This window comes from Pseudomonas sp. BGA-UO-ETr-WB11 (assembly GCF_059567785.1).
This window is the reverse complement of sequence record NZ_JCAQOS010000007.1, coordinates 355,784-369,864: the sequence shown is the minus strand read 5'-3', so window position 1 is coordinate 369,864 and position 14,081 is coordinate 355,784. Positions and strand designations below refer to the sequence as shown.

The following is a 14,081-nucleotide window of genomic DNA, read 5'->3' as shown; positions in this document are numbered from 1 at the left end:
GCCGGACACTGGGGTATTCTCCCGCGCCAAGGGCTGTTGCCGTTTCATTCACGGTTGATAAAGCGCCAACAGACCCTGGCCCAAAACAATAAAAATAATATCCGCCAGGTGCCTGCATATGGACTGCCGAGAAATCCCCCCCGGGGTGCTTCGCGACGACTTGCTGCAACTGCTTTGCCGCTGCGAACACTACCCGCTGACCCTGCTACTGGCCCCGGCCGGTTCGGGCAAGTCGACCCTGCTCAGCCACTGGCGCGCCCATTACAGCAGCCGCGCGCTGGCGTATTACCCACTGCAGGCCCGCGACAACCATGCCCTGCGCTTCTTCCGTCGACTGATCGAAAGCATTCGCGCCCAGGTCAGTGACTTCGACCTGTCGTGGTTCAACCCGCTAGAAGCCAGCCTGTCGCCGGAGGTGGTCGGTGAATACCTGGCAGAAGCCCTGGAGCGCATCGACGGCGGCCTGTGCCTGGTGTTCGACGACTTCCAGTACATCCGCGAGCCGGCCATCCTTGAGGTGCTGGCCGCCCTATTGGAAAAACTGCCGGACAACATCCGCGTGGTCATTTCCAGCCGTAACCATCCGGGTTTTTCCCTGACCCGCCTTAAGCTCGCCAACCAGTTGCTCAGCCTCGACCAGCAGGACCTGCGCCTGGACGCCAACGGCGTGCAGCAACTCAACACCCACCTCGGCGGCCCAGCCCTCAGCGAGGCCTACGTCAGCAGCCTGCTGGCGATGACCGAAGGCTGGATCGCCGGGGTCAAGCTGGCGCTGTTGGCCTATGCGCGTTTTGGTACCACGGCACTGGAATGCTTCAACGGCACCCAGCCGGAAATCGTCGACTACTTCGGCCATGTGGTGTTCAAGGGCCTGTCACCAAACCTGCATGAGTTCTTTTTGTGTACGGCGATCCTCGACAAATTCGACGGCGCGCTCTGCGACCACGTGCTGCAACGCACGGGCAGCGCACTGCTGCTGGAAGAGCTTTCAGCCCGCGAGCTGTTTATGCTGGCGGTGGAAAACCAGCCTGGCTGGTTTCGCTATCACGCCCTGTTACTGACCTTTCTCAACAGCCGCCTGCTGATCGAGCAACCGCAGTTGATCAGCGCCCTGCACAGCCGCGCCGCCGACTACTTTCTGGCCCGCAACGACCACGACCAGGCGTTACAACATGCCCAGCGCAGTGGCGATGAGGCGTTGTTTAGCCGCCTACTGGAGAGCAGCTGCGCGGCCTGGATTCCCCAAGGCCAGTTCAACGAACTGCTCAAGTGGGTCGAGCCCCTCAGCGAAGCTACCCTGCTCGCCAGCCCGCACCTGCTGGTGCCGCTGATCGGCGCCCTGACCCTGTCGCGGCGCTTCCATCAGGCGCGTTATTACCTCGATTGCATTCAGGCCCGCCAGGACCCAGCCGCGCCACTGCTGGAGCCGCTAACCCTGCAATTTCTGCATCTCAACCTGCAGCTGTTTCAGCATGACCTGGACTTTCATCCAGGCGCCGATTGCCAAGCGTTGCTGGCCCCTGGCGTGCACCACGGCATTCGCGCCGTGAGCCTGACCATCCTCGCCTATCACCACCTGATGAATGCGCGCCTGGAAACCTCAATCCGCTATGCCGTACAAGGCAAGGCCCTGCTCAGCCAAAGTGGCCACAGCTTTTTCGAGAGCTACGCCGACCTGATCATCGCCTTGTGCAACCGCTACGCCGGCCGCGCCAGCAGCGCCCGCAAGGATGTCTACAGCGACTACCAGCGCACCCCCAAGGCCTCGCCGGCCTGGGTCAACCGCGCCACGGCGATGGTCGTGGCCCTGTATGAGCAAAACCAGTTGGTGGCGGCGCAGCAGTTGTGTGAAGACCTGATGGCCGAGGTCAACTCCTCGTCCGCCACCGAGGCCATCGCCACCGTCTACATCACCCTCTCGCGCCTACTTCACCGGCGCCAACAAACGGTGCGCGCCACCCGCCTGCTGGAACAACTGGCGAGCATTTTGCAACTGGGCAACTACGCCCGTTTCGTCAGTCAGCTGGCTCAAGAGAGCCTGCGCCAGGCCTATATCAGCGGCAAAAGTGCAAGCCTCGACAGCCTGGCCCAGCGCTACCGGCTGGGCGAACTGCTGGCAGAGGGCTACTGGGACAGCGCCCGCCCCCACGATGAATGCTGGGAGCGCTACGGCCTGGCCTGCGTTTATTGGCTGCTCGGGCGCGGCGCCAAGGTGCGCGCCTGCCGCCTGCTCAAGGTGCTGGACGAATCCCTGCGCCACAGTGAGCTGACCGTGCGCCGGCTTATCATCGAAGCCAACCTGATGGTGGCCGGCAACAGCCAACCGGACCTGGCCGCCCAACGCCAGGAACTGCTGCGCCTGCTGGACGCCTACGGCATGGTCAATATCAGCCGTTCGGTGTTCGATGAAGCACCCGGCTTCGGCCCCGGTCTGCTGGCGCTGAGCCAGGCCGGGCTGCTGGATATTCCGGAGAAATACCGCGAATCCTATGCCGAGTTCTTCCCCGATGAGCGCACGGCCAACCGCAGCGAGCGCAACATCAACGGCCTGCTCACCGACAAGGAAAACGAGATTTTCGCCCACCTGCTCAGCGGTCTGTCCAATAGCCAGATCAGCGCGCAAACCGGGGTGGCGCTGTCCACCGCCAAATGGCACCTGAAAAACATCTACGCCAAGTTGAACGTCGCCAATCGCACCGAAGCCATCCTCTGCGTTCAGCCACGCACGTCACAAAACTGATCATCCCCCAGCCTTTATGGCGCCTTATTTACCCCACCCCCTCCCCCTGGAGGGGGTGGCTGGCCAACCCTTGCCCCTACTCTCCCGAGCGCTGCTGCCTGCGGGCAATCAGCCCACCTGCAACACCACAAAAATAAAAGAGGAGAGATTGCCATGGCTGTCTGGGTGACTTGGCCGGCTTTAACCAAGCTGGGTACATTGGGTATTTTCGCAGGCCTGCTCACGCTGAGCATGGAGCGTGAAGCCCTGTTGAAAAATAACCTGTTCGATGTCGACGACTATCCGCGCGCCAACAAGGACATCACCTGCGATGAACGCAGCAAAACCGTGCGTACCGAGGACGGCACCTGCAACATCCTCAGCAACCCGGCGGAAGGCTCGGTCAATCGCCGCTTCGGCCGTAACGTCGACCCCAGCATCACCTACGGCGAAACCGCAGCCGGCACCCTGCTGACGCCCAACCCGCGCGAAGTCAGTAATGTCCTGCTGGCCCGTGACACCTTCAAGCCAGCCACCAGCTTGAACTTTATTGCCGGCTCCTGGATTCAGTTCATGGTCCACGACTGGGTCAGCCACGGCGTTAACTCCGTTGGCGATGAGATTCAAGTGCCCTTGCCTGCCGGCGACGTATTGGGCTCAGGCAGTTTGTCGATCCAACGCACCCAGGCCGACCTCGACCGCAGCCCGGCCGATGCCGGCAAGCCGCCCACCTATCGCAACGTCAACACCCACTGGTGGGACGGCTCGCAGCTGTACGGCAGCAGCAAGGAAAGCAGCGACAAAATTCGTTCATTCGTCGACGGCCGCCTCAAGGTCAACGCCGACAACAGCCTGCCCACCGAGCTGATCAGCGGCAAACCGGTCACCGGCGTCAACGACAACTGGTGGCTGGGTCTGAGCATGCTCCACCAGCTGTTCACCCTTGAGCACAACGCCATCGCGGCCAAGCTCAAGCAAACCTACCCGGCGCAAACTGACCAGTGGATCTACGACCACGCGCGTCTGGTCAACGCCGCCCTGATGGCCAAGATCCACACCATCGAATGGACTCCGGCCATCATCGCCAACCCGGTTACCGAACGCGCCATGCATGCCAACTGGTATGGCCTGCTCGGCGACGGCGGCACCCGCGACAAGTACCAGGAAGAAATCCGCAAAGTGCGTGAGGACTTGGAGAAATCCGACTCCTTCATCTCGCGCATCCTGGGCATTGACCCGAATGCAGCCGATGGCGCTGGCAACTCCGCCATCTCCCACGCCCTCGCCGGCATCGTCGGTTCCGCCGCACCCAACAACCACGGCACGCCTTATACCCTGACTGAAGAGTTTGTCTCGGTGTACCGCATGCACCCCCTGTTGCGCGACAACATTGATGTCTACGACATCGGCTCGAACGTTGTGTCCCGCTCGATCCCCTTCGCCAACACCCGTGACCGCGACGCGCAAAGCATCATCAGCACTGAGCGTACGGACCGCCTGTGGTACTCCTTCGGCATCACCAACCCAGGCTCCCTGACCCTCAACAACTACCCGAACTCGCTGCGCAACTTGTCGATGCCTCTGATCGGCAATATCGACCTGGCGACCATCGACGTAGTGCGTGACCGTGAACGAGGTGTGCCGCGTTACAACGAGTTCCGTCGGCAGATCGGCCTCAACCCGATCACCAAGTTCGAAGACCTGACCACCGACCCAACCACCCTCGCCAAACTGAAGAAGGTCTACAACAACGACATCGAACTGATCGACACCATGGTCGGCCAGCAAGCTGAAACCGTGCGTCCTGAAGGCTTCGGTTTTGGCGAAACGGCGTTCCAGATCTTCATCTTGAATGCCTCGCGGCGCTTGATGACTGACCGCTTCTACACCGCCGACTACCGCCCAGAAATCTATACCCAGGTGGGCATGGATTGGGTCGAAAACACCACCATGGTCGACGTGCTCAAGCGTCACAACCCAGAGCTGAACACCAGCCTGAACGGCGTAGAAAACGCCTTCAAACCTTGGGGCCTGAACATCCCGGCGGATTACGAAAGCTGGCCGGCCGCCAACAAGCAGGAAAACCTCTGGGTCAACGGCGCCCTGCGCTCCCAGATCGCCGCCGACAAGCTGCCAGCGCTGGAGCCAGTGAACGTAGGTGGACTGATCAGCACCATCCTCTGGAAGAAGGTCAAGGACCGCACTGACGTGGCCCCCGCCGACTACCAGAAACCCCTGCACGCCCACGGCGTGATGGCCAAAGTGAAGTTTGCCGCCGTCGCCGGCAACCCTTACACCGGCCTGTTCCAGGGCGCTGACAGCGGCTTGCTGCGTCTGTCCCTGACTGGTGACCCTGCCGACCGCGGCTTTGCACCGGGCCTGGCCTGGAAGGCCTTTGTCGATGGCAAGCCATCGGAAAACGTCTCTGCGCTCTACACCCTCAGCGGCCAAGGCACCAACTACAACTACTTCGCCAACGAGCTGTCGCAGTACGTCGTACCAGAAGTCAACGAGTCGCTCGGCACCACCATCCTGTTCTCCGCGGTGAGCGCCAAACCGACCCTGCTGAAACTCAACGACATGGCCGAAGTCAGCCAAAAAGGCGTCGCCGTCGCCACGCCCAAGGCACCAACGCAGATCTACTTCGTACCTCGTGCCGAGCTGAAGAATCGCTTCTCCAGCGCCCCGCACGACTTCCGCAGCGACCTGCTGACCCTGACTGCCGGCACCACCCTGTATGACGTATACGCCACCTCGATGGAGATCAAGACCTCGATCATCCCCTCGATCAGCCGTACCTACGCCAGCCAGCGCCGCAACAGCGCCACCAAGATCGGCGAGATGCAACTGACCTCACCGATGATCGCCTCCACCTTCGGCGACAGCGGCGTGTTCTTCAAACACCAACGCAACGAAGACAAATAATCAGCCCCGCTGATTAGCCACAAACAACAACCCCGGCCATGGCCGGGGTTGTTGTTTTCTAGACCGCGCAAAGCTCAAACAGCCTCGACAATTTTTTTCGGAGCCGCCTAACATTTGGTTAAGGGGCGGGCTTGTCCAGCGTGAGATGGTTAGATCAATTATTTCTTTTTCGCTAGTTGGGCCTTGGCTGCCGACATGACTTCACTTGTGAATTTTGCTCGTTTGAGTTCGTCGTCAGTTGGGAATCCTACTGAATCAATAATTTTCTGACACTTTTCAAAAGTCCTAATATAGGATCGATTTTCAGAGTTTAGTGCATCAATGAGTTTCGAGGCATAGGCTGCAGCTTTTTTTGAGTTAGGCATAGGCGTGTCCATTGTGCCAATGCAGTGCCACTTGAAGAGCTGAATGATGTGCCATCTAACCTTTATGTAGTTCTGTGCATTGATCTTTCGACCATTAATTAGAGTTTGATACTTGTATAGCGCAAGGCAGGCCGCATAGTAGTACGATTCATGATCCTCTTCGCGAAAGAGATTGTCACCATTCGCAGAAAAAATTGTTGCTACATATCGGGCAGAGTTATGTGGAAGATCGAGAAACATGGCTGCGTAACATCTGGCCACTTCCCTTACATCGAATATTCGAGTTGATTGGTAACCAGCGTGCTTGTATTCGCCTTGACGCCGCTCAAAGTAAACCTGAGCTTCTGGAGAAACTAGGCCATTCTGTGCCTTGAAGTATTTCTGTACTAATTTTGCCTTACTGCGAAGCCCAAAAAATGCTTCCTTTGGTATGTCTGACTGGCTATTAGTTGCAGAAATAATATCACTTGCAGCATCATTCTCTGGCGACTCAATAAACTTGACAACAACATTTACTGAGTCGGTGAGCAGTAACTTATTTTCGTGCAGCGTACTGCTTGTTTGGCACCCATTTATTATTTGGTAGTTAGTTAACTGTATTTCCTTGGTATTGGGTGTAAGAGTCAGCTCTGGCGCAACAATTGTAATTCCGTTGTTTAGCACGGAGAATAATGATTTCTTGCCGGCATCTTTCAGTGTATCTTGGATTGCCGCATTGACATCATTTTTGCTTCCGAGGAAGGATCGAACATTTTCCTCAAATACTGATTCTTTAAGGTTGCCGTCTGTGCCTTCAAGAAGGGCCTCCACTAATTTACAGGCATTTACAATTGCAACGTAAGATTGTGGAATCCCAGGCATTGCAGGCATTCCGAAATATTCGACCAACTGGAGGGTTGCTTCATTTTTTTCAGAAAGTTTTGCGTAAAGCTCAATGAGCTCACTTCTACCTAGTGGGCTTATCGAAACCGAGCTAAAAAATTCAGTACTCTTTAAATATCTCTCGATAATATCAAACGATGCCTTTATCTCTCGCTCTGCATTGTAAACGCCAGATGTACAATAAAAGGCATGGCAACTTGGCCTGCGATTCTTAACTTTTTTAAGATTTGAAAATATTACTTTCAGTATCTCAACCGCCTCGGTATTGAACTTGCCATTAGGTAGTTTTGGGTCCAGGGATAAGAAATCTTCAAGACCTATCTTAAAGTTTGCAATCTCTTCTTTTTTAAATTGCTCTCCACTCTTAGCTTGAATAAATACGACTTCAACTGGAAGATTAATTTTGTGGGTTTTAAATACTTCTCTAGCGTCATCCGCTGTCGTAATCAGATCGCCGTCAATGATAAAGGCAAGTCCGTCAATTGATGCATCATCCTCGTCGGTTGTTACCACTGCTGGGTTAAAGCGACCAAAGAACAACTTTGACACAATGCAGTGATTGCAAAAACGTTCAAATTGCTTGCTCATTTGTTGATCTTCGTACTCGAAGTCACGAGCCAACTCTTCAACATGGCTTTTCAGAATAATATGCATAATGACAATCTTTCCAAGATAGTGTTAAATCAATGTAATTGGTGAGCACCTAACGTTTTAGTTCAGTGACCGACAAAAGAGAAACTTTTGACGACCCACTGAAATGCAGTAATGCCCCCCCGCCACAGTTCTATACCCAGAACCGTGGCGACTGCTATACCCTCTCTGATTTTTCGACATCACTCTTGAGCTGAAGAATGTCGCCAACCACTAAATATGTGTAAATAACATATCTATCGGCCTCGTCTTGACTGGAAATTACGTCGTGAGAGCCTTTTTGTGCGGCTTGAAATATTGAATCCAGCCGTTCCCCAAGGTATTTCATGTGTGAGCCAACTATTTCCTCAAACCTCTTGGACTTTGAATTATCTTCAACATAAGCAATAAGCCGGTTAATGTAATTATCTGACCCCAAGTTTATTTTTTGTTCTTTTCCGTTTACCTTTATCGTCTTTGGCTCTCTTGCTGGATAGAGGGCATCTGCGGTGTCTTGCAAGATGCGCCTACAGCTATGAACAGCATTTGACCAGTCTTCGGAATTTTCGGATTTAAGGTTTTCGTATACTGCTGAAAACTTCTGAACAGAGTCAGGAATCAAATAACCGACACTCTCGTCAACTCTAGTTCTAATCCTTGCGAATATGTCATCCGAAATTGATGAATACTTTATTTCATAGTAAACAGAAGAAACGTACTCATATATAAAGGCCCGGCGCACTGCAATAAATCCTGACTTATTACTGATACTTCTTCTTAAAGAGTCGCGCTCATTTTTGTTACCAGCTGGAGCTGAGACATATTGCTTTGGGTTTGCCGATGTTATTGATACATCGGCATCTCTTGCAACTGTCAAGCTGTCTTTTGCGGCATCGATATCGGACTGTAATTGCTCAAGAGATTCAAGGGATGCCGTCTCAGATATTTCGCCGTCAACTTTATTTTTATTGATGCGACCAGCTATTGCTGCAAGTGCCCAAATCTTTCTATCCACACCGCTAGGCGTAGCCGGATACCCGCTCACTTCATAAAGAAATATTTTTTGATGATCAAAGTGGCCAACCAATCTGGCAAGCCTACTTGCTTTTAAAGCAATGTTGCTCAGTGAATTAGAGTTAAGTTCAATGTCGCTAATTATGCTTTCACATAAAATTAGTGCTTCTTTCAGACCTTCGGATGTTGCAATGAACTCTTCCATTTCTGACCTTGTTCAAAGGGTATAACTATAAATAGACGACACAAATGACCTAATACCTTGCGCCACTTGTGCCTGATAACGTTCCTTGTCCATGCGTAACTCCTTGAATGCGCGCGTATCGTCTTGGGCAAAGGCGACACGGCAAAAGAAGGGAAAACGACAGGATCAAACCACTGATTTCGCCAGCCCTGTGCCGGCGAAATACCCGGCCAACTTAACCAACTCCGCTAAGGCTGTCTATTCAGGCCTGCGCACAGCACACAGCCAAGCCTTAGGCCTGAACCAAGTGCACCACTAACCCCGCTAGGGCGCAGCTCAGCAGCACTTGGATCACTCCGCGCTTGTAGCGGAACAGCGCCACGGCGGCGGCCACGGCGATGATGGCCGAGGGCAGATCGAAGTTGCCGCTAAAGCCCGTCGGCCAGAGCACGTGGTAGCCGAAGAACAGCGCCAGGTTGACGATCACGCCCACCACGGCGGCGGTAATGGCAGTCAGTGGCGCGGTGAATTTCAGTTCGTTGTGGGTCGATTCCACCAGCGGGCCGCCGGCGAGAATGAACAGAAACGACGGCAGAAAGGTGAACCAGGTAACCAGCGTGGCCGCCAGGGCGCCGGCGATAAACGCCTGTTCAGGGCCAAACACCTGCTGCACATAACCGCCAACAAAACCGACAAAGGCCACCACCATAATCAACGGCCCCGGTGTGGTTTCGCCCAGCGCCAGGCCGTCGATCATCTGTGTTGGGGTCAGCCAGCCATAGTGATCCACCGCGCCCTGGTACACATAGGGCAGCACGGCGTAGGCGCCGCCGAAGGTCAGCAGCGCTGCTTTGGTAAAGAACCAGCCCATTTGCGTCAGCGTGCCCTGCCAGCCGAACACGGCAGCGAGCACGCCCATCGGCAACAGCCACAAGCAAGCGCCAACCAGCAGCAACAGCGCCAGACGTGAAGCGCGAAAGCGCGCGTGGGCCGGGGTTGGCGTGTCGTCATCGATCAGCGCCGGGCCAAAGGTCTGCTTGGCTGGGCCGTGACCACCGCCGAGGCTGAAGTGCTGCGGGGCCAAGCGCCCACCCAGGTAACCAATCACAGCGGCACCGATAACGATCAGCGGGAATGGCAGTTTGAGGGCGAAGATGGCCACGAAGGACGCCCCGGCAATCCCCCATAACCAGTTGTTTTTCAGCGCCCGCGAGCCGATGCGGTGGGCGGCCTGCAAGACGATGGCGGTGACCGCCGGCTTGAGCCCGTAGAACAAACCCGCCACCAGCGGCACGTCGCCATAGGCGATGTACAGCCAAGACAGGCCGATAAGGATAAACAGCGACGGCAGCACAAACAGCACGCCGGCAATCACCCCGCCCCAGGTGCGATGCAACAGCCAGCCAATGTAGATGGCCAACTGCTGGGCCTCGGGGCCGGGCAGCAACATGCAGTAGTTGAGGGCATGCAGGAAGCGCCGCTCGGAGATCCAGCGGCGTTGCTCGACCAACTCCTGGTGCATGATCGCAATCTGCCCCGCCGGGCCGCCGAAACTGATCAAGCCCAGCTTTAACCAGAACCAGAAGGCCTGCAGCAGGCTGACGCTGCGGGCTGGCAAGGGGCTTGGGGGCTCAACAGGCATGGACATCACTCACACATCAGGGGGCTAAACGGCAACGGCCGGCAGTCTACAACAGCACTGTGACAGTGCCTGTGTGGCACTCACGCCAGCAAGGCTGCACAGCGCTGCTGCAGAAACGCCTGCAACAGCTTGACCCGCTCGGACACCTGGGCGCGATGGGGGCACAGCAGATTGAACGGCGCGCTCTCGCCCTGCCAGTCCGCCAGCAGCGGCAACAGACGCCCGGCATCGAGGTCGGCCTGCACGTCCAACTGCGCTTTGTAGACGATGCCGTGCCCAGCCAACGCCCAGCGCCGCGCCACTTCGCCGTCGTCACACAGGTAGTCACCACTGACGCGCACTTCCTCCACCTCACTGCCACGGCTGAAGCGCCAGAGGTCGTAGGCGCGGTCATTGCGCAGGTACAACACCGCCCGATGGCTGGCCAGCTCGGTCGGGCTCTGAGGCGTGCCGTGCTGCGCCAGATAGGCCGGGCTGGCGCAGACCATGCGCCGGTGCTGCGGCGCAATCGGCAGGGCCACCAAGCTGGAGTCGACTGGGACGCCGTAACGCAGAGCGATATCCACCGGCTCGCGGAACAGGTCGGCATTGCGGTCATTAAGCAGCAGGCGCAATTGGATATGCGGGTGCTGCTGCTTGAACTCGTCCAGCCAGGGCAACAGCACGTTACGGCCAAAATCCGAGGGCGCGGCCAGTTGCAGGCTGCCACTCAGGCCCAGGGTGTGGGCCTGCAGCGCCTGCTCGCCTTCGGCCAGGGCACCGAGGGCCAGGCGCACGCTGTCGAGATAACGGCGGCCTTCATCGGTGAGGCGCAGGCTGCGTGTGGAGCGCACCAGCAGGCGCACACCGAGGCGGGTTTCTAGGCGTTTGATGGCGATACTGGCGGCCGCCGGGGTCAGCTCAAGGGCCCGCGCGGCCGCAGAAAAACTGCCGCTGTCGGCCGTGCGCACGAAGATGTCCAGATCAAGAATCGAGCTCATTGATTAAAATCCTTAACAAGTGATTCCTTTTTACCCGGCTTTTTCCAGCACTACCATTGTTTGATCATGCAACCACGCCCACCACGGAGCAGTGGCCATGACCTGGCACTTCGATCACCTGGCATTCAACACCCACGACGGCGCGCCGTTGCAGCGCCTGTTCGGCGACTTGCTCGGCTTGCAGCCGGGCGCTCGTCCGCCCTTCCCGTTCCCCGGCCGCTGGCTGTATCAGGGCAACCAGGCGCTGGTGCATGTCATTGAGCGCGCCGATGTGAGCGGACCGATCCTCAGCCATATCGCCCTGCGCACCGACAGCGACGCCGCCCACGTGCTGGAACGGGTGCAAGCCAGTGGCCTGCCCCATCAGATCGCCCAGGTGCCGGAGGACGGCCTCTGGCAAATCTTTGTGCAGCTCCCCGGCGGCCTGTTGCTGGAGCTGGATGCACCGGCCACACAACCGCTACCCAGCACGTACCACTATCAGAGTAACGCCGGCGCACCGGCCTGAACCTGCCAAACAAGGAACCTGAACATGACCACCAGCACGCTGTTTCAACCCCTGAATCTGGCCGGGCGTGAACTGCCCAACCGCATCGTTATGGCGCCGCTCACCCGCGCCCGCAGCAGCCAACCCGGCGATATCCCCAACCCACTGATGGCCGAGTATTACGCCCAGCGTGCCAGCGCCGGCCTGATCGTCAGCGAAGCCACGCAGATCAGCCCGCAAGGTCAGGGCTACAGCTTTACCCCCGGCATTTACAGCGCCGAGCAGGTCAACGGGTGGCGGCAAGTGACCGATGCAGTGCATGCCGCCGGTGGGCGCATCGTCCTGCAGCTCTGGCACGTGGGGCGGATGTCCCATGCCAGCTTTCATGCCGATGGTTTGCCGGTGGCGCCCTCGGCCTTGGCACCGGACGCCCAGGTCTGGGTCGCTGGCGACGATGGCATCGGCCGTATGCTCGATTGCCCGACGCCGCGCGCACTGAGTACCACCGACATCGCCGCGATTATCGAGGACTACCGCCGCGCCGCGCGCAACGCCGACCTCGCTGGTTTTGACGGGGTGGAAATCCATGGCGCCAACGGTTATTTGATCGACCAGTTCCTGCGCAGCACCTCGAATCAGCGCACCGACGCTTATGGCGGCAGCCGCGAGCGGCGCATGCGTTTTCTTCAAGAGGTGGTCAGCGCAGTGGCCGAAGAAATCGGCGCGGCGCGGGTGGGTGTGCGCTTGGCACCGTTTATTACCGCGCGCAACATGGCCTGCCCGGACATTATCCCGACCATCCTTGAGGCTGCCGCGTACCTTGACCGCGTAGGTGTCGGTTATCTGCACCTCTCGGAAGCCGACTGGGATGACGCCCCGCAAATCCCCCATGAATTTCGCGTGAAGCTGCGCGCGGCGTATCACGGCGTCATCATCGTGGCCGGGCGTTATACCCGTGAGCGCGGCGAGGATTTACTGCAGCAAGGGCTGGTGGACTTAATCGCCTTTGGCCGTCCGTTTATTGCCAACCCTGACCTGCCGGCACGCCTGGCCCAGCACTGGCCGCTGGCCGAACTGGACAGCACCCGTTTGTTTGGTGGTGATGCCAGGGGTTATAGCGACTACCCTGCGTTTCAGGCATGAATAGCCCTGAGCGACTGAACGTCATTTCCACCGTATTTGGAGTACTTGCATGAAAGCCGTCGCCTATTACCAGTCCCTGCCCAGCAGCGACCCACACTCCCTGCAAGACATCGAACTGCCCGCGCCAACGCCCGGCCCCCGCGACCTGCTGGTGGCTGTGCGGGCCATCTCGGTCAATCCGGTGGACACCAAAATTCGCAGCAATGTCGCCCCCGCGGGCGGCCAGGCCAAGGTACTCGGCTGGGACGTGGCCGGCGTGGTGCAGGCGGTGGGCAGCGCGGTCAGCCTGTTTCAGGTCGGTGACGAGGTGTATTACGCCGGCGCGCTGCAACGTGCCGGCGGCAACAGCGAACTGCATGTTGTAGACGAGCGCATCGTCGGCCATAAGCCTAGGAGCCTGGGTTTTGCCGAAGCTGCCGCCCTGCCCCTGACCGCCATCACCGCCTGGGAGCTGTTGTTCGAGCGCCTGAAAATCGCCGAAGGCAGCGCCAGCAGTGGGCAAAGCCTGCTGATCATCGGCGCCGCCGGTGGCGTTGGTTCGATCCTTACCCAACTGGCGCGCCAGCTCACCGGCCTGACGGTGATCGGCACCGCCTCACGCCCGGAAACCGCCGACTGGGTGCGCCAGCTCGGCGCCCACCATGTAATCGACCACAGTCAGCCGTTGCTGCCACAGTTGCAGCAACTGGGTATTCAGCAGGTCGACCATGTGGCCAGCCTGACCCACACCGACCAGCACTACGACCAGCTGATCGAAGCCCTGGCACCCCAGGGGCAACTGGCGCTGATCGACGATCCGGCCCAGCTCGATGTGGTCAAGCTCAAACGCAAGAGCCTGTCGCTGCACTGGGAGTTCATGTACACCCGCTCGCTGTTCGAAACCCCGGACATGCAGGCCCAGCACGCGCTGCTAGAGCGGGTCGCCCAGCTGATCGACGCTGGCACCTTGCACACCACCCTCGGCGAACACTTCGGCAGCATCAACGCCAACAACCTGCGCCGCGCCCACGTCCTATTGGAAAGCGGCAAGGCCCGCGGCAAGATCGTGCTCGAAGGCTTCTAAACAACCCGCGTGGCGCGGCTGGTCTTAGCCCGCGCCACGGCGGCATT

At 57.9% G+C, this 14,081-nt stretch carries 9 protein-coding genes; 5 read left to right on the top strand and 4 right to left on the bottom strand.

Features of this window, described 5'->3' with window-relative positions; translation table 11 throughout:
• The first annotated feature begins 118 nt into the window (after positions 1 to 118).
• Positions 119 to 2,740 (top strand): winged helix-turn-helix domain-containing protein, encoded by a 2,622-nt coding sequence (locus tag AC56DI_RS12505; RefSeq protein WP_496346443.1) that lies wholly within the window; start codon positions 119 to 121, stop codon positions 2,738 to 2,740.
• 153 nt (positions 2,741 to 2,893) lie between these two features.
• A complete protein-coding gene (locus AC56DI_RS12500; RefSeq protein WP_496346442.1) occupies positions 2,894 to 5,644 on the top strand; it encodes a peroxidase family protein in 2,751 nt (916 codons plus the stop codon).
• A gap of 158 nt (positions 5,645 to 5,802) precedes the next feature.
• On the opposite strand, the gene AC56DI_RS12495 is transcribed toward AC56DI_RS12500, so the two are convergent.
• The 4 genes from AC56DI_RS12495 to AC56DI_RS12480 form a co-directional block, all read right to left on the bottom strand.
• Positions 5,803 to 7,545 carry an AIPR family protein gene (locus AC56DI_RS12495; RefSeq protein ID WP_496346441.1) on the bottom strand — a complete coding sequence of 581 codons (1,743 nt, stop codon included), beginning with the start codon at positions 7,543 to 7,545 and terminating at the stop codon, positions 5,803 to 5,805.
• A gap of 154 nt (positions 7,546 to 7,699) precedes the next feature.
• Complete coding sequence (locus AC56DI_RS12490) at positions 7,700 to 8,740, bottom strand: AbiTii domain-containing protein (protein WP_496346440.1); 1,041 nt, start codon at positions 8,738 to 8,740, stop codon at positions 7,700 to 7,702.
• 271 nt (positions 8,741 to 9,011) lie between these two features.
• The gene (gene chrA, locus AC56DI_RS12485) at positions 9,012 to 10,367 is read right to left on the bottom strand and encodes a chromate efflux transporter (RefSeq protein WP_496346439.1); all 1,356 of its coding nucleotides are present in this window, start codon (positions 10,365 to 10,367) and stop codon (positions 9,012 to 9,014) included.
• 74 nt (positions 10,368 to 10,441) lie between these two features.
• Positions 10,442 to 11,341, bottom strand: a complete 900-nt coding sequence (locus AC56DI_RS12480; protein ID WP_496346438.1) for a LysR family transcriptional regulator — start codon at positions 11,339 to 11,341, stop codon at positions 10,442 to 10,444.
• Positions 11,342 to 11,438: 97 nt separating this feature from the next.
• On the opposite strand from AC56DI_RS12480, the gene AC56DI_RS12475 reads away from it, so the two are divergent.
• Genes AC56DI_RS12475 through AC56DI_RS12465 form a run of 3 tightly spaced genes read left to right on the top strand, consistent with a single transcriptional unit; the run spans position 11,439 to position 14,034 of the window.
• Complete coding sequence (locus AC56DI_RS12475) at positions 11,439 to 11,849, top strand: VOC family protein (protein ID WP_496346437.1); 411 nt, start codon at positions 11,439 to 11,441, stop codon at positions 11,847 to 11,849.
• A gap of 24 nt (positions 11,850 to 11,873) precedes the next feature.
• Positions 11,874 to 12,971, top strand: coding sequence for an alkene reductase (locus AC56DI_RS12470; protein WP_496346436.1), 1,098 nt, complete (start codon positions 11,874 to 11,876; stop codon positions 12,969 to 12,971).
• 49 nt (positions 12,972 to 13,020) lie between these two features.
• Positions 13,021 to 14,034 (top strand): zinc-binding alcohol dehydrogenase family protein, encoded by a 1,014-nt coding sequence (locus AC56DI_RS12465; protein WP_496346435.1) that lies wholly within the window; start codon positions 13,021 to 13,023, stop codon positions 14,032 to 14,034.
• Positions 14,035 to 14,081 lie beyond the last annotated feature (47 nt).